This window comes from Brevundimonas sp. Soil_N_31, assembly GCF_057655995.1.
Genome location: NZ_JBDGLE010000001.1, coordinates 113,498 through 134,889, shown reverse-complemented (window position 1 = coordinate 134,889; position 21,392 = coordinate 113,498). Strand labels below are relative to the sequence as shown.

Annotated in this window: 20 protein-coding genes and 2 tRNA genes; 13 read left to right on the top strand and 9 right to left on the bottom strand. The window is 66.1% G+C overall.

Annotated elements, in window-relative coordinates:
- Positions 1-2 precede the first annotated feature (2 nt).
- A tRNA-Arg gene (locus AC3A3G_RS00655) sits at positions 3-79 on the top strand.
- Here the strand turns inward: AC3A3G_RS00655 and metC are convergent.
- Positions 38-1,231, bottom strand: coding sequence for a cystathionine beta-lyase (gene metC, locus AC3A3G_RS00650; RefSeq protein WP_487487486.1), 1,194 nt, complete (start codon positions 1,229-1,231; stop codon positions 38-40). The genes AC3A3G_RS00655 and metC overlap by 42 nt on opposite strands.
- A 79-nt stretch (positions 1,232-1,310) precedes the next feature.
- On the opposite strand from metC, the gene AC3A3G_RS00645 reads away from it, so the two are divergent.
- Both AC3A3G_RS00645 and AC3A3G_RS00640 read left to right on the top strand, forming a co-directional pair.
- Positions 1,311-2,411 (top strand): amino acid ABC transporter substrate-binding protein, encoded by a 1,101-nt coding sequence (locus AC3A3G_RS00645; protein WP_487487294.1) that lies wholly within the window; start codon positions 1,311-1,313, stop codon positions 2,409-2,411.
- Positions 2,412-2,442: 31 nt separating this feature from the next.
- A complete protein-coding gene (locus tag AC3A3G_RS00640) occupies positions 2,443-3,765 on the top strand; it encodes a dicarboxylate/amino acid:cation symporter (RefSeq protein ID WP_412877661.1) in 1,323 nt (440 codons plus the stop codon).
- Here the strand turns inward: AC3A3G_RS00640 and sseA are convergent.
- The gene (gene sseA, locus AC3A3G_RS00635; RefSeq protein ID WP_487487293.1) at positions 3,762-4,601 is read right to left on the bottom strand and encodes a 3-mercaptopyruvate sulfurtransferase; all 840 of its coding nucleotides are present in this window, start codon (positions 4,599-4,601) and stop codon (positions 3,762-3,764) included. The genes AC3A3G_RS00640 and sseA overlap by 4 nt on opposite strands.
- Positions 4,602-4,725: 124 nt before the next feature.
- Between sseA and kdsA the strand changes: the two genes are divergently transcribed.
- Genes kdsA through AC3A3G_RS00615 form a run of 4 tightly spaced genes read left to right on the top strand, consistent with a single transcriptional unit; the run spans position 4,726 to position 9,205 of the window.
- Positions 4,726-5,628, top strand: a complete 903-nt coding sequence (gene kdsA, locus AC3A3G_RS00630; protein WP_487487292.1) for a 3-deoxy-8-phosphooctulonate synthase — start codon at positions 4,726-4,728, stop codon at positions 5,626-5,628.
- 18 nt (positions 5,629-5,646) lie between these two features.
- Positions 5,647-7,107, top strand: coding sequence for a D-glycero-beta-D-manno-heptose 1-phosphate adenylyltransferase (gene rfaE2, locus AC3A3G_RS00625; protein WP_487487291.1), 1,461 nt, complete (start codon positions 5,647-5,649; stop codon positions 7,105-7,107).
- Positions 7,104-8,105: an ADP-glyceromanno-heptose 6-epimerase gene (gene rfaD, locus AC3A3G_RS00620; RefSeq protein ID WP_487487290.1), complete on the top strand. Its 1,002-nt coding sequence runs from the start codon at positions 7,104-7,106 to the stop codon at positions 8,103-8,105. The genes rfaE2 and rfaD overlap by 4 nt, the downstream gene beginning before the upstream one ends.
- The gene (locus AC3A3G_RS00615; protein ID WP_200168469.1) at positions 8,105-9,205 is read left to right on the top strand and encodes a DUF3089 domain-containing protein; all 1,101 of its coding nucleotides are present in this window, start codon (positions 8,105-8,107) and stop codon (positions 9,203-9,205) included. The genes rfaD and AC3A3G_RS00615 overlap by 1 nt, the downstream gene beginning before the upstream one ends.
- Here the strand turns inward: AC3A3G_RS00615 and AC3A3G_RS00610 are convergent, their stop codons facing one another.
- From AC3A3G_RS00610 to AC3A3G_RS00590, 5 genes are all read right to left on the bottom strand, one after another.
- Positions 9,206-9,583: a response regulator gene (locus AC3A3G_RS00610; protein ID WP_125901364.1), complete on the bottom strand. Its 378-nt coding sequence runs from the start codon at positions 9,581-9,583 to the stop codon at positions 9,206-9,208. It lies immediately after the preceding gene.
- Positions 9,580-11,085, bottom strand: a complete 1,506-nt coding sequence (locus AC3A3G_RS00605; protein WP_487487289.1) for a sensor histidine kinase — start codon at positions 11,083-11,085, stop codon at positions 9,580-9,582. The genes AC3A3G_RS00610 and AC3A3G_RS00605 overlap by 4 nt, the downstream gene beginning before the upstream one ends.
- 190 nt (positions 11,086-11,275) lie before the next feature.
- Positions 11,276-11,350, bottom strand: a tRNA-Val gene (locus AC3A3G_RS00600).
- A gap of 104 nt (positions 11,351-11,454) precedes the next feature.
- A complete protein-coding gene (locus AC3A3G_RS00595) occupies positions 11,455-12,744 on the bottom strand; it encodes a dicarboxylate/amino acid:cation symporter (RefSeq protein ID WP_487487288.1) in 1,290 nt (429 codons plus the stop codon).
- Between the two features lie 147 nt (positions 12,745-12,891).
- On the bottom strand, positions 12,892-13,581 hold the full coding sequence (locus tag AC3A3G_RS00590; RefSeq protein WP_487487287.1) for an HAD-IA family hydrolase: 690 nt from the start codon (positions 13,579-13,581) through the stop codon (positions 12,892-12,894).
- A gap of 75 nt (positions 13,582-13,656) precedes the next feature.
- Between AC3A3G_RS00590 and glmU the strand changes: the two genes are divergently transcribed.
- Positions 13,657-15,009 carry a bifunctional UDP-N-acetylglucosamine diphosphorylase/glucosamine-1-phosphate N-acetyltransferase GlmU gene (gene glmU, locus AC3A3G_RS00585; protein WP_487487286.1) on the top strand — a complete coding sequence of 451 codons (1,353 nt, stop codon included), beginning with the start codon at positions 13,657-13,659 and terminating at the stop codon, positions 15,007-15,009.
- A complete protein-coding gene (gene rpiA, locus AC3A3G_RS00580; RefSeq protein ID WP_487487285.1) occupies positions 15,006-15,689 on the top strand; it encodes a ribose-5-phosphate isomerase RpiA in 684 nt (227 codons plus the stop codon). The genes glmU and rpiA overlap by 4 nt, the downstream gene beginning before the upstream one ends.
- On the opposite strand, the gene AC3A3G_RS00575 is transcribed toward rpiA, so the two are convergent.
- Complete coding sequence (locus AC3A3G_RS00575; RefSeq protein WP_487487284.1) at positions 15,679-16,629, bottom strand: hypothetical protein; 951 nt, start codon at positions 16,627-16,629, stop codon at positions 15,679-15,681. The two genes, rpiA and AC3A3G_RS00575, sit on opposite strands and share 11 nt — an antisense overlap.
- Positions 16,630-16,870: 241 nt before the next feature.
- On the opposite strand from AC3A3G_RS00575, the gene gor reads away from it, so the two are divergent.
- From gor to AC3A3G_RS00555, 4 genes are all read left to right on the top strand, one after another.
- Positions 16,871-18,256 (top strand): glutathione-disulfide reductase, encoded by a 1,386-nt coding sequence (gene gor / locus AC3A3G_RS00570; protein WP_487487283.1) that lies wholly within the window; start codon positions 16,871-16,873, stop codon positions 18,254-18,256.
- A gap of 78 nt (positions 18,257-18,334) precedes the next feature.
- Positions 18,335-19,087, top strand: coding sequence for a class I SAM-dependent methyltransferase (locus AC3A3G_RS00565; RefSeq protein WP_413430704.1), 753 nt, complete (start codon positions 18,335-18,337; stop codon positions 19,085-19,087).
- 83 nt (positions 19,088-19,170) lie between these two features.
- Positions 19,171-20,070 (top strand): 3-hydroxyisobutyrate dehydrogenase, encoded by a 900-nt coding sequence (gene mmsB, locus AC3A3G_RS00560; protein ID WP_487487282.1) that lies wholly within the window; start codon positions 19,171-19,173, stop codon positions 20,068-20,070.
- Positions 20,067-20,399 (top strand): hypothetical protein, encoded by a 333-nt coding sequence (locus AC3A3G_RS00555; protein WP_125901379.1) that lies wholly within the window; start codon positions 20,067-20,069, stop codon positions 20,397-20,399. Before mmsB ends, AC3A3G_RS00555 begins: the two co-directional genes overlap by 4 nt.
- Here the strand turns inward: AC3A3G_RS00555 and AC3A3G_RS00550 are convergent.
- The gene (locus AC3A3G_RS00550; protein ID WP_413371582.1) at positions 20,396-21,385 is read right to left on the bottom strand and encodes an agmatine deiminase family protein; all 990 of its coding nucleotides are present in this window, start codon (positions 21,383-21,385) and stop codon (positions 20,396-20,398) included. The genes AC3A3G_RS00555 and AC3A3G_RS00550 overlap by 4 nt on opposite strands.
- Between the last annotated feature and the right edge of the window lie 7 nt (positions 21,386-21,392).

Below are 21,392 nucleotides of genomic sequence, written 5' to 3'. Positions count from 1 at the left end.
AGGCGCCCTTAGCTCAACCGGATAGAGCACCCGCCTTCTAAGCGGACGGTTGCAGGTTCGAGTCCTGCAGGGCGCGCCATGCCTTCAATCCCTTCTCCAGATCGGCGATCAGGTCGGCGGGGTCTTCCAGACCGACATGCAGTCGCAGCAGTTGACCCGGCAGGGCGGGCGCATGCTGTCGGTGCGCCAGTTGCGGGGTCTCATGGGTGATCAGGCTTTCGAAACCGCCCCAGGAATAGCCCATGCCGAACAGGTTTAGGGCGCGCATGAAGGCATGAGCGGCCGCAGTGTCGCCGCCCTTCATGACCACGCCCATCAATGACGCCGCGCCGTTGAAATCCCTTCGCCACAGGTCGTGCCCGACCGAGCCGGGCAGCGGCGGGTAGAGGATGCGGGCGACTTCGGCCTGATCCTGCAGCCATTTAGCAATACGCAGGGCTGATCGCGCCTGCGCCTCATAGCGCAAGGGAAGGGTGCGGACGCCGCGCAACGCCAGCCATGCGTCATCGGGCGAGACGTGCCAGCCCATGTCTTCGATCGTATGGCTGACCGCCCGCAGAATCTCGGGCGCGTCGGCTGCAATCCCGCCCATCAGCAGGTCGGAATGGCCGCCGGCATACTTCGTCAGGGCCTGGACGCTGACATCGACGCCGTGCGCCAGAGGGCGAAAGGCCAGCCCCGCCGCCCAGGTATTGTCCATCACCGTCAGCACGCCGCGCGTTCGGCAGGCGGCGGCCAGGGCAGGAACATCCCCCATTTCAAACGTCAGCGAGCCCGGCGCCTCGATCAGAAGCACGCGCGTCTGCATATGGACGTGCTCCATCACGGCTTCGACCGAAGCGTCGGCGGGATGAAACCGCGCCGTCACGCCTCTGACCGCCAGGTGCCGGGTCAGGAAGCGCCGCGTGGGGCCATAGACGGCGTCGGTCGTCAGCACCTCGTCGCCTGGCCTCAGCAAGGCCGTCAGCGGCACAGTGACCGCAGCTAGGCCCGAGGGAACCAGAAAGACGTCGCTCGCCCCCTCCAGATCGGCCAGCACGGCGCGCAGGTCTCGCGCCGCCCTGGTTCCGTCCAGACCGTAGATCGGACCGTCCGTGGCGTCCTGCATCGCCGCCGGGTCGTCGCTCAGCATGGTCGAGGCTCGTTCGACCGGGGGATTGACGGGGCGGCGCCCCTGGCCGCGTCGCGTGGCGCCGGCGATCAGTCGGGTGCGGTCGGAAAGCGTCGGCATACGGGCTCCGGCGGGTTGCGGTTCGCGGCCTAGAGGGCTCTAAACTAGGGCGGAGCGCAAGGCAGGAGCAGTGAACGGCATGAAGGCGCAGTGGATCGGGGCGGGACTGGCGGCGATGCTGGTGCTTCTGGGCGCCTGCGGGCGACAGACCGAGCCGGAGAGCGACGCCGTGCGTGAGCCGACGCCACGCACGCCGACAGCCCTGCCGGACGTCAAGGAAAGCCCGACCCTGGCGGCGATCCGCCAGCGCGGCCGCCTGAATTGCGGCGTGCATGAAGGCTTGGTTGGTTTCGCCTATACCGACAACCGGGGCGCCTGGCGGGGCTTTGATGTCGATTTCTGCCGGGCCACGGCGGCGGCCGTTTTCGGCGATCCGGACGCCGTGCGCTTCGTCCCGCTGAACACGGAGCAACGCTTCGATGCGGTTCGTTCCGGTCGGGTGGACGTGCTGTGGCGCAACACCTCATGGACCATGAGTCGCGACACGGCGTCGGGCCTCAGCTTCGCTGGCGTCAACTATTACGACGGCCAGGGCTTCATGGTGCGCCGCGCGCTGAATCTGAACAGTGCGGCTGAACTGAACGGCGCGCGCATCTGCGTGCAGTCCGGGTCCACGACAGAACTGAACGTCGAAGATTATTTCCGTCGTCGCGGCATCGAATATCGTCCCGTCGTGGTCGCGACCGAAGGCGAGGCGCGTCAGGCCTATGCGCGTGAGGAATGCGACGCCTTCACCGCCGATATCTCGGCCCTCGCCGCCGCGCGCACGACCCTGCCAAATCCGCAGCAGCATATGATCCTGTCCGACGTGATCTCGAAGGAGCCTCTGGGCCCGGTCGTGCGCAGTGGAGACGATCGTTGGACGGCGGTGATCCGCTGGACGCTGAACGCCCTGATCCTGGCCGAAGAGTTGGGCGTAACCCACGATAACGTTTCGGATTTATCCAAGAATTCAACAGATCCTCGCGTTCGTCGCCTACTGGGTTCCGAAGGTGACTTCGGCCCTAGTATCGATCTGCCCAGAACATGGGCGCAGGACGCCGTCGCGGCCAGCGGGAATTACGGCGAAATATTCAACCGAAACCTCGGCGAGCAGTCATCGCTTGATCTGGAGCGGGGATTGAATGCTCAATGGTCATCTCGGCCCGCCGGGTTGATCTATGGGCTTCCCGTCCGCTAGTCCAAGGAAGAGGGAATAGGGAAGGGACCGGATGGAGACCACGGCCAAGCGCGGACTGCCGCTTCACATGTTGATGCTGATCGGGTTTCTGGTCGGTCTCATCGGCGGCCTCATCGTCAATCTGACCGTCGGCGGCGACGTCGGCTGGGTTCAGTGGCTGACCTCCAACATCACGGGACCGGCGGGACAGATCTTCCTGCGCCTGCTGTTTATGCTGGTGCTGCCGCTGCTGTTTTCAGCCCTGGTCATCGGCGTGGCCGAGATGGGCGATCTGAAGGCGCTGGGCCGCGCGGGCTCCAAGAGCCTGCTGTTCACCGTCTTCATTTCCGCCGTGGCGGTGCTGATCGGCATGGTGATGGTCAACGTCTTCCGACCGGGCGACGGGGTCGATCCGGCCCTGGCCCAGCAACTGCTGGATCAAGGGCGCGCCGGCGCGGCTTCGATCGTCGGCAATGCCCCGACATCGGTTCAGGCGGGCGATTTCTTCCTGGACCTGATCCCGTCCAATGTCTTTACGGCGGCGGCGGAGAACCAGATCCTGCCAGTCATGGTCTTCGCCCTGTTCTTCGGCGTCGGCCTAGTCATGACCAAGAGCCCGGCGACCGACCGTTTGCAACAGACGATCGAAGGTCTGTTCGAGGTGATGATGAAGCTCATCAACCTCGTCATCCGCATCGCCCCCATCGCCATCGCCTGCCTGATGTTCAACCTGGCGGCCCTGTTCGGCTGGGAACTGCTGATCCGTCTGGGCGCCTTCGTCGCCGTCGCCGTGGGCGCCATGGCGATCCACATGTTCGTGGTCTATCCGATCTGCATTGCGGTTCTGGGCGGCATGTCGCCGCTGAAGTTCTTCCGCGCCATCCGTGAAGCCATGGTGGTCTCCTTCTCCACCGCTTCCTCCAACGCCAGCCTGCCGGTCTCGCTGCGCGTGGCCGAGCAGGAGCTAGGCCTGCCGCGCAAGATCGCTCGTTTCGTCCTGACTGTCGGCGCCACCGCCAATCAGAACGGCACGGCCCTGTTCGAAGGGGTGACGGTGCTGTTCCTGGCCCAGTTCTTCGGCGTAGATCTGACGATCGGCCAACAGGTGATCGTCATGCTGGTCTGCATCCTGGGCGGAGTCGGGACGGCAGGGGTTCCGGCGGGTTCCCTACCGGTCATCGCCATGATTCTGGCCATGGTGGGCGTGCCGCCGGAAGGCATCGGCCTGATCCTGGGCGTCGATCGCTTCCTGGACATGTGCCGGACTTCGCTGAACGTCACGGGCGACTTGGTCGTCGCCACCGTGGTGTCGCGCGGCGAGGAAGATGCGGACGCTTCGTCGCCGCCGCCGGCATCCGCGCCGGCTTCAGCCTAGCCCGTAGCCAGGGGCGCGTTCGGTCGCGCGCCCCACTCGGCCCACGATCCGTCATAGAGGCGCGACGGCCGCCCCAGCACGGCCAGCCCCAGGGTCAGGATCGCTGCCGTCACGCCCGAACCGCAACTGGTGATGACGGGCCGCTCCAGATCGACGCCCGCCGCGCGGAAAGCCTCTTCCAGCGCCCGACCCTGTTTCAACGTCCCGTCGGCGTTCAGCAGGTGGGGGAACGGCAGGTTCAGCGCCCCAGGCATATGACCGGCCCGCACGCCGGGACGCGGCTCGGGCGCTTCTCCCCGAAAACGCGCCGCCCCGCGTGCATCGACCACCTGAAGACCGTCCGCCAGCTCAGCGCCCATCTGTTCGAAGTCCGTCACGGCGTCGGCGTCGAACCGCGCCTCGAACTTCGCAGGGGCGGGTGCCTCGCCCGCGCCGCTTTCCAGCGCTCGCCCTTCGGCTTTCCACTTGGGCAGGCCGCCGTCCAGCACGCGCACGCGCCTGGCCCCCATCGTCCGCAGCGTCCACCAGACCCGCGCCGCCGAGAACAACCCCTGCGCGTCATAGACGACGATGTCGTCGCTCTCCGCGACGCCCAGCGCGCCCATCGCCTCAGCGAAGATGTCCGGCGACGGCAGCATGTGCGGATAGGGGCTGTTCCGATCCGACACCGCGTCCAGATCGAAAAAAACGGCGCCCGGCAGCCGCTCGCGCTCGAAATCCGCTCGCGCGTCACGCCCGTCCAGCCACCAGCTGGCGTCAATGATCCTCAGGTCCGGCGCGCCCAGCCGCGACGCCAGGGCTTCGGTCGAGATCAGGGGCGTATCGGGACTGGTCATCTTGTCAGATTACCATGATCGCGACGGCGATGGTCAGGGCCTGAGTCGCCGGATAAGTTGCCAAAACGCATCCGCGACGCCACCTGTCCGCCTGAAAGTCGCGGCATAGGCCCGCGAACCGCCGTTGAAACCAGTCGAAAGCGCCGCCGTGACCTCTCCGAACGCCGTCATCACCCTGTCCGAAGGCCTCAAGACCCCCGTCGTCATCGGCGGCGGCGCCCGCATCGTCTTCATCGCCGGCCCCTGCCAGATGGAAAGCCGCCAGCACGCGCTGGAGACGGCCCATCAGCTGAAGGAGATCGGCGAGCGCCTGAACCTCGGCATCATCTACAAGACCAGTTTCGACAAGGCGAACCGCACCAGCGCCAGCGCCGCGCGCGGCATCGGCCTGAAGGACGCCCTGCCGATCTTCACCGAAATCCGTGAAGTCACCGGCCTGCCGACCCTGACCGACGTCCACTCCGAGGCCCAGTGCGGCCCGGTCGGCGAGGTCGTGGACGTGTTGCAGATCCCGGCCTTCCTGTCCCGCCAGACCGACCTGTTGCTGGCCGCCGCCGCCACGAACAAGGCGATCAACATCAAGAAGGGCCAGTTCCTGGCCCCCTGGGACATGAAGAACGTCATCGCCAAGGTGACCGGCGCGGGCAACCCCAACGTCATGGCCTGCGAGCGCGGCGCCAGCTTCGGCTACAACACCCTGGTCAGCGACATGCGCGCCCTGCCGATCCTGCGTGAGATCGGCTGCCCCGTCGTCTTCGATGCGACCCACAGCGTCCAGCAGCCGGGCGGGCAGGGCACCTCCTCGGGCGGTCAGCGCGAGTTCGTGCCGGTGCTGGCCCGCGCCGCCGTCTCGGTCGGCGTCGACGCCGTCTTCATGGAGACGCACGAAGACCCGGACAACGCTCCGTCGGACGGCCCCAACATGGTGCCGCTCAGCCAGTTCGAGGCTCTGGCCGCTGAACTGATCGCCTTTGACGACCTGGCCATCAAGCTGGGTCACAAGGGGCCGATGGCGAAGACGGCGTGAATCCGCTAGTTCGGCGTCATGGCTGAACGTTCTCTTGATCTCGGCGCCCTGCAGTCCCTGCTGGAGCGCGTGCATGACCTGAAGGTCGCCTGCGTCGGCGATCTGATGCTGGATCGCTATGTCTATGGCGAGGTCAGCCGCATCTCGCCCGAGGCGCCGATCCCCGTCCTGCGCGCGCGCCGTACCGTGGCCATGCCCGGCGGCGTCGGCAATGTCGCCCGCAACGTCGCGGCCCTGGGCGGTCAGGCCCGTCTGGGCGCCGTCGCGGGCGATGACGCGGCGGGCGCCGAACTGGCCGACCTGATCGCCGCCGAGGACCGGATCGAGGACGCCCTGATCCGGCCCGAGGGCGCCGCCACCATCGTCAAGACGCGCTTCGTCGCCGCTGGCCAGCAGCTGCTGCGTCTGGACGACGAGGCCGCGCTCCATTCCGGCTATGCCGACAAGGCGGTGTTTCAGGGCGCGGGCGCCATCCTGCTGTCCGACTACGCCAAGGGCGTGGTGGACGACGGCGCCGTTCAGGCGGCGCTGTGGGCCGGGGCCGAGTACGGCGCGCCGGTCATCGTCGATCCCAAGGGCCGCGACTTCGCCCGCTATGGCGCGGTCGACGTCATCAAGCCTAACGCCAGCGAACTGGCGGGCGCCACCGGCTTGCCGACCGAGACCGACGAACAGGTCGAGGCGGCCTTGGCCGCCCTGCTGGCCTCCACCACGGCCAAGGCCGTCGTCGTCACCCGCGCAGGCAAGGGCATGACCCTGGCTCGCCGTAACGGCGGCCTCACCCACTTCCCCGGCCGGGCGCGCGAAGTGTTCGACGTCTCAGGCGCGGGCGACACCTGCCTCGCCGCGCTGGGCCTCGCTTTGGGCGCGGGCGCGACGCTGGAGCAGGCGGTGCAGTTCGCCATCCTCGCGTCGGGCGTGGTGGTGGGCAAGAGCGGCACGGCCGTCGTCACCCCCGCCGAACTGATCGAGGCCGAGATGAGCCAGCACGCGGCCCTGGCTCAGTCCAAGGTCACGCCGCTGGACGAACTGGCCGATCAGGTCGAGGCGTGGAAGCGCCAGGGCCTGAAGGTCGGCTTCACCAACGGCTGCTTCGACATCCTGCACCGCGGCCACGTCGCCTATCTGGCCCAGGCGCGCGGTTGGTGCGACCGGCTGGTGGTGGCGCTGAACACCGACGCCTCGGTGCGCCGCCTGAAAGGCGAGGGGCGCCCCGTCAACGATCTGGACAGCCGCGCCGCCGTCATCGGCGGTCTGGCCAGCGTCGATCGCGTCACCGCCTTCGACGATCCGACCCCCATGGCGCTGATCGAGCGGCTGAAGCCCGACGTGCTCATCAAGGGCTCGGACTACACCAAGGACAAGGTAGTCGGCGCCGCTGAGGTCGAAAGCTGGGGCGGCGAGGTTCGTCTGGCCGACTTCGCCGACGGCTATTCCACGACGAAGACCATCGAGAAGATGACCGGAGACAAAGCATGACGCCCAGAATGATCGTCGTCACGGGCGGCGCGGGCTTCATCGGCTCCAACATCGTGGCTCGCCTGTGCGAGAGCGGCGCCTGGGACGTGGTCGTCTGCGATCGGTTGGAGACGGCCGATCTCGCCAAGTGGAAGAACATCGCCAAACACCCCATCGCCGATCTGTGGGCGCCCGAAGAGCTGTTCGAGCAGCTGGAGCGTCACGCCGACCGCATCGAGGCGGTGATCCACATGGGCGCCATTTCCTCGACGACGGAGCCGGACGCCGACCTGATCCTGCGCACCAACTTCAGCCTGTCGCGCGACATCTGGGACTGGTGCGCGGTGCGTAACGTGCGGATGATCTACGCCTCTTCGGCCGCCACCTACGGCGACGGCGAGGCTGGGTTCGAGGATCGCGACGATCTTGAGAGCCTGAATGCGCTGCGCCCGCTAAACGCCTATGGCTATTCGAAATATCTGTTCGACCAGTATGCCGTGCGTCAGGCCGATCGCGACGAGGCGCCGCCCCAGTGGGCCGGGCTGAAGTTCTTCAACGTCTATGGTCCGAACGAGGGCCACAAGGGCGGGATGAAGTCGGTCGTCGCCCAGATCTGGCCCAAGGTGCAGGCGGGCGAGACGGTCAGCCTGTTCCGCTCGCACAACCCGAACTATCCCGACGGCGGCCAACTGCGCGACTTCGTCTTCGTCGATGACGTGGTCAACATCATCCTGTGGCTGCTTGAGCGCGAGGACATCTCGGGCGTGTTCAACGCCGGATCGGGCCAGGCGCGCTCCTTCGCCGATCTGGCGCGGGCCACTTTCGCGGCGGCGGGCAAGGAGCCGTCCATCGCCTACATCGACATGCCCGAGGCGATCCGCGATCGCTATCAGTACTTCACCGAGGCCAGCATGGATCGCATCCGCGCCCTCGGCTACGGCGGCCAGTCGACCCCGCTGGAAGAAGGCGTGCGCCGCTATGTCCAGGACTTCCTGGCCCAGCCGGACCCGTACCGCTGATGCTGCCGAAGCTGACCTTTCGACAGTGGGTCGGCTATGCGGGCCTGGCGGTCATTCTTGTGCTGACTGCGGCTGTGGCGGTCTGGCGCGGCGACATCTTGCGGGCGGGTCTGGATCCCCAGGTACCGTTTCAGACCTATCGTCCTCCGACTAAGCCCGATTACGCCCAGAAGAACGCCTGGGCCTTGCTGGACGCTCGCGCGCCCGGCGCTGGATCGGCTCATGTCTTCTTCGTTCATTCCACGACCTACAACGGCGGCAAGGACTGGAACGGGGCGATCGACGATGCGCGCGCCCTAGCCGGACTGCGTGGCACGGTACTGCCCAACTACGCTGGCCCCCTGGCCCAGGTGGGGGATGTCAGCGCGCCTCTGTATCGCCAGGCCAGCCTCTATACTCGCCTGACACTGCGCGAAGACGCGCGGGAGGCTCGAGCCTTCGCCTATCAGGACGTGGCCGCGGCTTTCGACGCCTGGTTGGAACGTCACCCGGACGGCCCCATCATCCTGGCCGGGGTGGAGCAGGGGGCCGAATTGGCCGATCGCCTGCTGCATGACCGGATTGCGCCTGATCCCGCCCTGCGCTCGCGGCTGGTCGCGACCTATCTGATGGAGCACCTGGCGCCGGAATCTCGCTTCACCACCTTCCCCCTCTGCACAGGTCGCGAGCAGGTCGGCTGCGTGCTCGTCTGGCGTTCGCTGGAAGAAGAGAACGAGAGCGAGTCCCGCCGCGCGCTACGTCGCGCTCTGACGTGGAACGATCGCGGCGCCCTGGTGACCTTCGACGGCGTAACGTCCGCCTGCGTCAATCCCGTTACCGGGTCGGCCGCCGTCCCGCGCTCTGCAATGCGTGAAAGCCGCGGTGCGACAAACGCCACCAATCTGGAATGGGGCGTCCGCCCGGCCTTGCAACGCCGTATCGTGGCGGCCGAATGTCGCGACGGCGTCCTGTGGCGTTCGCGGCTGAGTTCGGAATCATTCCGTCCACGCGGCGCCTGGGCGGAACAACGGAAGATCCCGCCTTACAACCCTTTCTACGCAGACGTCGAAGCAGACGTGATGAAACGGTTATCCGCCTGGTCTTTGCAAGCGGGCGTCTGATCACGCAGCGTGAATGTTCAAGGCCTTCATCAGGGCGTCGCGGATGGCGCCTTCCGTAAAGGGTTTCTGCACGGTCGGATTGCCTCGCCAATGCTCGGGCAGCCCTGCCTCGCCATAACCGGTCGAGAAGACAAAGGGCACGCCGCGCGCTTTCAGCGCCTCGGCGACGGGAAACACTTCCTGGCCCGCGACATTGACGTCCAGCAGGGCGGCGTCCAGCTCGCCTGTCCCCGAGGCAATGCGCAAGCCGTCGTCCACGTTGGATTCAGGACCGATGACGTCGCATCCCATGTCGCTGAGTATTGTTTCCAACAACATGGCCACCAGCGACTCATCCTCGACGATCAGTACGCGACGGCCAGTGAAGATATCGGTCATGCGTTGGTTTCCAGGGGCAGGTTGAACTCGGCGCGAAAGCCGTCGTCGGCAAAGGACATCTTGACGTCCCCGTGCAGGTCGTGTCGCACGTTGCGTTCGATCAACCGCGTGCCGAATCCGCGGCGTTCGGGCACGGCGATCGGCGCCCCGCCGACTTCCCGCCAGGTGATTTCCAGCCTCGGCGCCTTCTGATCGGCAACCCGCCAGTCGACTATCACCCGCCCATCGCCGCGGGACAGCGCCCCATACTTTGCGGCGTTGGTGGCCAGTTCATGAAAAACCATGCCGAGAGAGACCGCTCGTGCCGGGGACAGGTCGATGTGCGGGCCGTTCAAACTCAACCGGCCCGTGCCGTGCGCCATGGTTTCATGTTCCAGCACGGAGCGCAGGTCAGCGCCTTCCCAGTGACTACGTGTCAACAGGTCATGCGTGTGCGACAGCGACAGTATCCGCGACTGGAAGGCGGCGGCGAAGGAGCGAGGGTCTTCATGGCTGCGGGCCGTCTGCATGGCGATCGATTGCACCGTCGCCAGGGTGTTCTTCACTCGATGGTTCAGCTCGTCGATCATCAGCTTCTGCCGTTCGGCCGCCAGAACGACGTCGGTCACGTCGTGACCTTGCACGAAGACCCCGATCACGCGCGCCTGTTCGTCCCGGATCGGCTGATAGGCGAAATCTATATAGCGCGTGTCCGCCGGCCCCTCGTCTGAATGCTGCAGTGTGAAGGCTCGTTGCCGCCCCAGCACCGGTTCGCTGGTCTCATAAACGTCGTTGAGGAAGTCGAGGTGCCCTTGGTAGCCGAGTTCCGGCAGGGCGTCCCGCACCGTCATGCCCAGGATTTCCCTGTGGTTGACCAGGCGATAGCAGGCGTCGTTGCAGAACTGAATGACATGGCTCGGTCCATTCAGCACCGCCACGAAGCCCGGCGCGTTTAACAACACGTCCGACAACTGTCGCCGTTCGGCCTCTAGTCTCTGATTGTCGGCCTCGACTTTCATCGCCCGTCGAAAAACGCCGCCGCCCAGCATTTCGTCCAGGGCGGTGCGCCGTCCGTCTCGACCCTCTGCCGTCATACGCGCGTTGATCAGTTCGGTGACGTCGCTGGTGTGTTGAAGGATGTGAGTGACTTCGCCTCGATCATTCTTGATCGGCGTATGCGTGCAACTCCAGTAACGATCGTCGAATGCGACCTGGCCATCCGCGGCAGTTGTCCTGATGGGATAGTGCAGCAGGGCGATATGATCGGCATCGCCGGTCTCCAGCACCTTTTCGAACGACGCCTTCAAACGCTGGCTGTTGTCCTCGCTCGGACCGTCGATGTCGGCGCCGAATACGTCCATGACATGAACGCCGATCAGATCTTCGCGTCGGTGCTGGGTAACGTCCAGATATGCCTGGTTCATTCCAGCGAAACGCAGATCGCGATCCAACAGCATGTATGGGTTGGGTGAGGCGTCGAAAGCCGCGACCAGATCAATCGTTTTGGCCAGTGTCCTCAACACGTCCCCCGTCCTATTGCGTCCCTAACGCAACGCGAGCGGAAAGGGTGCATGGCCCTCGGCCCGAAACGAGGGAAACTGTAGAGACGAGCAGACCCGAACCGTCAAGCTGGCGCTCAGATGGCAAGGCGCGACAGAAAAGCGCCGCCCGCTGATGATACGGGAAATCTGCTGTTGTCTTAAAAGGAGAAAATGGTGGACGCGACAGGGATTGAACCTGTGACCCCCTCGGTGTGAACGAGGTGCTCTCCCGCTGAGCTACGCGTCCGCCTGGAACGGGGCGGTCAGTGACTGCGCCGTCGGGAGGCGGGGACATAGCCCGCGTTTCCGACGACGGCAAGCCTCAATTCATCAAATAGCAGCGTCGCTTGCTCAGATTCCCGCCGCCCGCGCGCCTTCCGGGGTTTCGCTCTCCGGATCGCCGGGCAGCCAGGCGACATGGCCGTTGTAGATGTCCTCGTTCAGTATGCCTTCTTCCTTGGCGACCAGCACCGGCACGACCATCTGGCCGGTGACGTTGGTGGCCGTGCGCATCATGTCGATGATGCGGTCGATGGCGATGATGTAGCCGACGCCTTCCAGCGGCAGGCCCGCCGTCGACAGCGTCAGGGTCAGCATGACGATGCTGGTCCCCGGCACGCCCGCCGTGCCCAGCGACCCCAGCACCGCCGTCAGGCCGATCAGGATGTACTGTGTCAACGTCAAGTCGATCTGGAAATACTGGGCGATGAAGATGGAGGCGATGGCCGGATAGATGGCGCCGCACCCGTCCATTTTCACATTGGCGCCCAGCGGCACGGCGAAAGAGGCATAGGCCTGCGGCACGCCCAGCCGCTCGACCGTCTGGCGCAGGGTGACGGGCAGGGTGCCCAGCGACGACGAAGTGGCGAAGGCCGTCTGCATGGCCGCGCCCGCACCGCGGAAGAAGCTGACGACTTTCAGCCCGTGCAGCTTCAGCAGCCCCGAATAGACGACGAAGATGTGGAACAGGCAGGCCGCATAGATGGCGAAGATGAACTTGCCCAGCGGCAGCAGCGCCTCCCAGCCATAGCCGCCGACGACCGAACCGATCAGGCCGAACACCCCGAACGGCGTCAGCTGGATCACCCAGCGCGTGATGCGGAACACCAGGGCCGCGCCTTCATCCACCAGCCTGCGCGCGTTCTGCGCCCGATCACCCAGCGCCACCAGCGCCGCCCCCACCAGCGCCGAGAAGAAGATGATCTGCAGCACCTTGCCCTCGGCCAGGGCGGCGAAGGGGTTGGTCGGCACGACGCCCAGCAGCACCTGCAACGGCGTCGGAATCTCGCGCGCCTTGACCTCGCCCAGCGGCAGGTTCGACAGGCCGACGCCCGGATTGATGATGTGGCCGAACGCAAAGCCCACCAGCACGGCCAACAGGGAGGTGATGGCGAACCAGACGATGGTCCGCACCCCCAGCCGCACCGCGCCGACCCCTTCGCCCAGCTTGGCGATCGAACTGGCGATGGTGAACAGCACCAGCGGCGCCACCACCATGCGGATCAGGTTCAGATAGACGTCGCCGATCGGCTGCAGCCAGACCGGCGCCTGCTCGCGCAGGATCAGGCCGGCGAGGATGCCCAGGACGAACCCGGCGGCGGTGCGTTGCCACAGCGGAATGGCGAAGAAGCGACGAAGCATGACGACCCTGGGAGGAGGAACGGGTCGATCTATGTGTTTCGCAAGCGCGAAGACGGCAACAGCCGCAGAGGCGGTTGAGGGTTAGAAGTTCTAAAGGCAGCAGGAGTTTTCCTGCCGCCTACCTAACTTGCTCATCCCGGTGAGGGGTTAACTCCGCATCACCTCGGCCAGCGCCTCTTCGAACCCGTCGTAGTGGTCGATCATCACGTCGCCGCCCAGTTCTGCGTGCGGCACGTCGTTGTAACCGAAGCTGACGGCGATGCAGGGCACGCCCGCATCCCTGGCCGCCCTGGTGTCCGTCGTGCTGTCGCCGACCATGACGCAGCGCGCCGGATCGCCGCCCGCCTTGCGCACCGCCTCGATGATGTGGGCGCCGCTGGGCTTGCGGGCCGAGACTGCATCCGGCCCGGCGACGAAGGCGAAATGGCGCGTCAGCCCCAGCGCCTCGATCAGCGCCACCGACAGATCCGTGCGCTTGTTGGTCGCCACGCACAGGATCGCCCCGCGCGCGCTCAGCCGGTCCAGCGCCGCGACGCAGCCGTCGAACGGGCGGCTCTCATCGGCGATGTGGGCCAGGTAGACTTCAATGAAGCGCTCGAACAGGCCGGGGGCGTGGGCCTCGTCCCAGACGGCGCCCGCTTCCATGAAGCCGTGGCGCAGCATGGCCATGGCGCCGTGTCCGACTAGATGACGGGTCGAGGACATGGGCACGGGCGGCAACTCATACTCCGCCAGCATCCGGTTCAGCGTCCCGATCAGATCCGGCGCCGAATCCACCAGAGTCCCGTCCAAGTCGAAGGCGATGGTCCAGCCTTCCAGGTCGCGCTCAATGCTCACTCATCTGTCTCCCGGCTCGCGAAGACCCCGGCAATGGGCTAGATCGCAGGCAACGACAAGCCGCCGGATCGATTCATGACCGCACCTCACCCTCGCGCCGCCATCATCCTCGCCGCCGGCCAGGGCACGCGCATGAAGTCGCCCCTGCCCAAGGTGCTGCACCCGGTCGGAGCCCGCGCCATGCTGGACCACGCCATCGACGCGGCCGAGGCTCTGGGCTGCGAACGCATTGTCGTCGTGGTCGGCGCCCACTCGCCGGAAGTCCGCGCCCATGTCGAAAAGCGTCTCGGCGCCGACAGCATCGCCGTTCAGGATCCGCCGCTGGGCACCGGCCACGCCGTGCGCGCCGCCGAAGCCGTGCTGGGCGACTTCATCGGCCAGGTGGTCGTCACCTACGGCGACGTGCCCCTGCTGAAGGCCGCCGACATCGAGCCGGTCTTCGCCGCCCATGAAGGCGTCACCGTCATCGGTTTCGAGGCCCGCGACCCCGGCGCCTACGGCCGCCTGATCCTCGACGGCGACAGCCTGCTGGCCATCACCGAGGCCAAGGAAGCATCCGCAGACGTTCTGGCCGTCACCGCCTGCAACTCCGGCGTCATGGCGGCCCCGGTCGGCCTGCTGTTCGACCTGTTGGCCGAGGTGACGAACGACAACGCCAAGGGCGAATACTATCTGACCGACGTGGTCGAACTGGCCCGCAAGCGCGGCGCCCCGACCCGCGCCGTCTTCGCCGCCGAAGACTCCGTCATGGGCGTCAACGCGCAAGCCGAACTGGCTCAGGCCGAGGCCCTGTTCCAGAAGACCCAGCGCGAGCATTTCCTGGCGCAGGGCGTGACCATGAGCGCCCCGGACACCGTCCACTTCGCCTGGGACACCGACATCGGCGCGGGCACGACCATCGAGCCCTTCGTCGTCTTCGGCCCCGGCGCCAAGGTGGCCGAGGGCGCGCGCATCCGCAGCTTCAGCCACATCGAGGGCGCCAAGGTCGCGACCGGCGCCGAGGTCGGTCCTTACGCCCGCCTGCGCCCCGGCGCGGACCTAGGCGAGGGCGTCAAGATCGGCAACTTCGTCGAGGTCAAGAATGTCCGCATGGACGCGGGCGCCAAGGCCAATCACCTGGCCTATCTTGGCGACGGCGAGGTGGGCGCGAAGGCCAACATCGGCGCGGGCACGATCTTCTGCAACTACGACGGCTTCTTCAAGCATCGGACCACGGTGGGCGAGGGGGCCTTCGTCGGCTCCAACTCGTCGCTGGTCGCTCCCGTGACCATCGGCGCAGGCGCCATGGTGGGCTCCGGCTCCGTGGTGACGAAGGACGTCGCGCCCGGCGACCTGGCCCTGGCGCGCGGCCAACAGACGACGAAGCCGGGCTGGGCCGCCCGCTTCATGGACACCATGCGCGCGAAGAAGGCGGCGAAATCCCAATGAGCGACCTGCAGAAAAAGAACGCCGGCGAAGCCGCCGCCCAATACGTCGAGGCCGGGATGGTCGTCGGCCTGGGCACCGGCTCCACCGCCGCCTGGTTCGTCAAGGCGCTGGCCGCCCGCAACCTGCCGGATCTGCGATGCGTCCCGACGTCCGAGCGCACCGCCGACCTGGCGCGCGAACTGGGCTTGACCCTGTCGACGCTGGAGGACACGCCCAAGATCGACCTGACCGTCGACGGCGCTGACGAAATCGGCCCCGGCCTGGCCCTCATCAAGGGCGGCGGCGCGGCCCTGCTGCGCGAAAAGCTGGTGTGGGAGGCGTCCGCCCGCTGCATCTGCATCGCCGACGCGGCCAAGGTGGTTCCGGCGCTGGGAACCTTCCCCCTGCCGATCGAGGTCGTCGCCTTCGGTCACAAGACGACCGCCAACCGGATCGCCGACGTCCTGGCCGATCATGACATCGGCTCGCCCGCCCGCGTGCGCGAGGCCGAGCGCGGCCTGATCCGCACCGACGGCGGCAACCTGATCTACGACGCGGCCTGCAAGCTGATCGCCGACCCGGCTCGTCTCGCCGCCGACCTGAAAAGCCTGACCGGCGTGGTTGAACACGGCCTCTTCCTCGACCTGACGGACCTGGCCGTCATCGGCACGAACGAGGGGTTCGAAACGCTTAATCCGTAGTTGTCGGCGCCTCATCGGCCAGTCGGGCGTGCGCGCGACGGATGGAGGACTGGATCTCTGACTTGCCCGCCCGTACGTTTTGACGGGTGCGCTCTGCGCCGTAGAGGCCGTGAAGATACGCCTTGTCCCACTCGGTCAGGTGTGGGGCGCTGCCCGGGTCGTCGAAGACGTTCAGGATCGACGCATAAGCGCTAGTGTCCGCCGTCGGGTCGATCTGCGCCAGCGACACCATAGTGATGTAATCGGCCAGTTGCAGCGAATTGATTGCGCCGGTCTTGCTGATGTCCACGACGATAATGGCGCGGAAAATGTTGTCGACGATCTGTGTCGTCAGACGTGAAGCCGAGGACACATTGATCACCGGGGCATAGTCCATCGGCCCCGAGCAATCGTTCGTACACTCTCCGGGGATGCGAACCGCGCGCTGACCCGTTTCAGAATCGACCGGCATGCTGACCTGCCACCAGCGGACGGGACGGCTGGTTTCTTGGAAATCTCTCAGTGCAGCAGCGCCACGATCCATGCCGGAGCCGCCCATGCGTAGGGCCCGACGGCGGCGCTCAACCAGTTCCTGCGCAAAGGCGTCGCCATCCGTGGTTGCGACGATCAGCAGATTGGGCGTGCACCCGGGATCGCCTGTATTCAGACCAAGATCTTCCGCCACGGTCGAAACACGGTCCACCAGATATTGCGCGGCTTCACGGCGCAGATTGACGGCGCCGACACAGACGCTGCGATCCCATCGTGCGATGCCGCGACCGCGATTGGGCGCGGCGACCTCGCTCACAAAGTTCTCTATCAGGGCGTCCAGGCGCCGCCCTGAGACTTGGATGTCCTCCAGGCGAACGGCTTGATCTTCAGCGGTAGAGCTCGCCTGTACGGGCGCTTGGTCTAGCGGCATGCTCGCGCTGAGAGCCAGAGCGAAAATTTGAGCAATCATGCCGCACCCTGTGGCGTAGTGATGTTCTTTAAACTCTATTCAAGAGTTGTGGTTTGTCAAAGCTTCAAGGTCGCTCGCACAAAGACTTGTTCTGGGATTGCTCAACCGCGTGGCGCCCAAGCGCCTTGCCCCCTCGCATCCCGGCGCCTAAGTCGGGTCAGCGCTGCGGCCCAGCCGCGCGGATTTCAGACGATTCAGACGAATTGGACTCATCTTTTCGAGTCCATTCCCGGAGAGCCCGATGGCCCAATACGATTACGACCTCTTTGTCATCGGCGCCGGTTCGGGCGGGGTGCGGGCGGCGCGGCTGACGGCGCTGGGCGGCAAGAAGGTCGCCGTCGCCGAGGAATACCGTGTCGGCGGCACCTGCGTCGTGCGCGGCTGCGTGCCCAAGAAGTTCATGGTCATGGCCTCCGAAGTCAGCCACGCCCTGGAGATCGCTGAGGGCTACGGCTGGTCCTTCGACAATGCGAAGTTCGACTGGCCGACCTTCCTGCACGCCAAGGACGTCGAGATCGCCCGCCTGTCGGGCATCTACGCCGCCAACCTGGCCAAGGCGGGCGTCGATCTGGTCCACGGCCGCGCCGTCCTGAAAGACGCCCACACCGTCGAGATCGTCGGCAAGAACCAGACCATCACCGCCGAGAAAATCCTGATCGCCACCGGCGGCCGCCCGTGGAAGCCGGAAGGGCTGACCGGCATCGAACACGCCATCACCTCGGAAGAGGCCTTCCACCTGCCCGAACTGCCCAAGCGCATCCTGATCGCGGGCGGCGGCTATATCGCGGTGGAGTTCGCGGGCATCTTTGCGGGGTTGGGCGTCGAGACGACGTTGATCTATCGCGGCCCGAACATCCTGCGCGGCTTCGATGACGACGTGCGCGCCCATCTGGCGGGCGAAATCGAGAAGCGCGGAATCAAGGTCATCCTCGGCTGCCAGCATTCTTCGATTGAGAAGACCGAGACCGGCCTGGTCAACCACCTCGAGAACGGCATGACGATCGAGACCGACGTGGTCATGTTCGCCACCGGCCGCGTCCCCCATGTCAAGGGTCTGGGCCTCGAGACCGCCGGGGTCGGGCTGAACGACGAAGGCGCCGTCAAGGTTGATCAGCATTCCAGAACGACGGCCGACAACATCTGGGCCATCGGCGACGTCACTGATCGCATGAACCTGACCCCGGTCGCCATCCGCGAAGCCGTGGCCTTCCATGAGACGGTCTACAGGAACAACCCGCAGAGCTTTGATTATGAAGCCGTCGCCACCGCCGTCTTCAGCCAGCCGCCGGTGGGCACCGTCGGCCTGACCGAGGCCGAAGCTCGCCATGCCTGCTCGGGCGAGGTGGACGTCTATGTCACGCGCTTTCGGCCGATGAAGTACGCTTTCACCGGCTCGGACGAACGGGTGCTGATGAAGCTGGTGGTCGATGCCGACACCCAGCGTGTCGTCGGCTGTCACATTGTCGGCCCGGACAGCCCCGAGATGATCCAACTGGCCGCCATCGCCGTGAAGGCGGGCCTGACCAAGGCCCAGTGGGATGCGACCTGCGCCGTCCACCCGACCATGGCCGAGGAGCTTGTCACCCTGAAAGATAAGCAAGTTCCGGCCTCCATGTCCGCCGGATGACCCTGAGCGGCCGGCTTGCCAGTCGCTTCATCCGCGCGCCTTATGTTTTCTGAGGGCCCCGACTGGGGCGGAGACATCATGGAGTTCATCATGAAGCCGCATTTGCTCGCCGCCGCCGTCGCCGTTCTTCTGAGCGGCTCTCCGGCGCTCGCCCAGGACGCCGCCGCGCCCGCATATCGGGCTGCTGTCGCCGACACCCTGCGTCCGGCGGACGAGGTAGCGCGCGATTCTCTGCGCCATCCGGCCGAAATGCTGGCCTTCGCCCAGGTGAAGCCGGGCCAGCGTGTCGCCGACATCCGGCCTGGCGCGGGCTATTTCACCCGCCTGTTCGCGCGCGTGGTGGGCGAAGGCGGCCACATCTACGCCTTCGTGCCGAACCGCACGGCCGAGCGCGAGAACCCGCGCGCCGACGCCCTGGTCGCCGCCTATTCCAACGTCAGCCGCGTCAACGGCGACCTGGACGCCATGAGCTTCGACCAGCCGCTGGATCTGGTCTTCATGAGTCAGGAGTATCACGACTTCCACATCCCCCGTTTCGGCGTGGACGTGGCCAAGATGAACACCGACATCTTCAAGGCGCTGAAGCCCGGCGGCCTCTATGTCGTCATCGACCACCAGGCCGCGCCGGGCGCCGCCAACACCGTGGTCGAAAGCCTGCACCGCATCGAGGGCGCCCAGTTGCGCCGCGAGGTCGAGGCCGCCGGTTTCGTCTTCGACGGCGAGAGCACGGCCGTCGCCAACCCGGCCGACGACCACAGCCTGAACGTCTTTGACGAGGCGATCCGGGGCAAGACCGACCAGTTCGTCTATCGCTTCCGCAAACCGAACTGAGTCACCTCGTCTCAAATTGGTGACTGGCGAAGAGGGACGGGCGGCGCTAACCCTCGGCCAAAATCCATAAGGGAAACGCACAGATGACTCGCATCGCCTTCATCGGCCTGGGCAACATGGGCGGCGGCATGGCCGCCAATCAGGCCAAGGCCGGGCATGACGTGGCCGCCTTCGACCTGTCGCCCGCCGCGCTGGAGCGCGCCGCCGAGGCTGGGTGCCGCACCGTCGCTTCGGTCGCCGAGGCCGTGAAGGACGCCGAGGTGGTCATCACCATGTTGCCCGCCGGGCCGCACGTCCTCAGTGTCTATTCCGAACAGATCATCGGCGCCGCGCCCTCCAGCGCCCTGTTCCTGGATTGCTCAACCATCGACGTGGAGACGGCGCGCAAGGTCGCGGGTCTGGCCAAGGAGGCGGGTTACGCCTTCGCCGACGCCCCCGTTTCGGGCGGCACCGCCGCCGCCGACGCCGGGACGCTGGCCTTCATGGTCGGCTGCGACGAGGCCGACTTCGCCCGCGTCGAACCGGCGCTCGATCCCATGAGCCGCATCACCATCCGCGCCGGCGACCACGGCGCCGGTCAGGCGGCCAAGATCTGCAACAACATGCTGCTGGGCATTTCGATGATCGGCACGTGCGAGGCCATCGCCCTGGCCGAGAAGCTGGGTCTGGAGCCGGAACGCTTCTTCGAGATCGCGTCCAAGTCCTCGGGACAGTGCTGGAGCGTCAGCAACTACTACCCCTGGCCGGGCCCGGTGCCGACCGCTCCGTCGAACCGCGAATACCAAGGCGGCTTCGCCACCGCCATGATGCTGAAGGATCTGAAACTGGCCCAGGACGCCGCCGCCAAGGCCGGCGCTACGACGCCGTTGGGCGCCCAGGCCGAGGCCCTCTACGCCCTGTTCAACGGCCTCGGCTACGGCGGCAAGGACTTCTCCGCCATGGTCCAGATGCTGCGCGGCCGCATCGACACCCTGGCGCAATGACCGAAGAACCGCCCCTCTACCACGAGGACGTCGCCGGCTATCGCCAGCCGATGGTGACCTCGATCGGGATCATCATGGGCTTCCTGCTGGCCTTTATGGCCAATTGGGCAGTCAGCGAGGAAGAGGGGCGGGTGCTTCAGGACGCGGCTGACTGGCTGGTCGCCGTCACCATCCTGATCAGTATTTCGCTGATGGTCGTCACCCTAGCCCGGTTGCTCGACAATCGGGTGCGCGAAGACGTCGGTCGGCGCTACCACACGACCTATCGGCTCTACATCGCCTCCATGACCGTCGGTCTGGCAGGACTGATCGCCGCCCTGATCATCTAGGCCGGCTGCTGCTGCGTTGCGCAGTGGATGCCGCCGCCCGATGCGCCGAGAGCATCGATGTTGAGTTGCACAATTCGTCGTCCTGGATAAAGGGACGCCAGCACGTCGCGCGCCTCGTCATCCGCGGCCTGATCACCGAACTGGGCGGCGATCACCGCCCCGTTGCAGACGTAGTAGTTGACGTAGCTGGACACGAAGTCGTCCGACGTCCCGCGAATGTCGATCGGTTCCGGCAGCCGCACGATCTCCAAAGGACGCCCGCGCGCATCCGTGGCCCGCTGGATGATCCCGAGGGTTTCATGAGCGGCGGCCGACCAGGGGTTGTCAGGGTCAATTTCGTCATCGATCTGGATCAGCACCTGTCCCGGCGCCGTGAAGCGCGCCAGGGCGTCGATATGATAGTCGGTGATGTCCTCGCCCTTGATGCCCGGCGCCCAGATCATCTTCGTGGCGCCGACGGCGGCGCCCAGCCGATCCGCAATTTCATCCGCGCTCAGACCGGGATTGCGGTTGTCGTTCACCCAGCAACTGGCGTGGGCCAGCATCGTCCCGGCGCCGTCGTGCTCCAGTCCGCCCTGTTCGCCGATCACGCCGCTGTCGATCAGCGGCAGGCCCAATCGCGCCGCCACGCGCTCGGCGATCAGGCCGTCGTTGCGGTGGCGCTGCTTGTTGCCCCAACCGTTGAAACGGATGTGGGCGACAGCCATTTGCCCCGCCGCATCCTTGACGAAGGTCGGGCCGCTGTCGCGGCACCACAGATCGTCGGTTGGAATGTCCCAGAATTCAACCGCACTGCTGAATTTGGCGCGGTTCAGACCGCGCGCGCCGGGCGCCGCCATCATGGCCACAGGCTCGTGCTCGCTGATCGCATTGGCGATAGCCAGGATGTTCGCCTGCACGACGGCAAGGTCGCGGGCGCCATAGACATCGACGCTGACGGGCCACTGCATCAGGGTCCGTTGATGTGGGGCGCTTTCCAGAGGCATCTCATAA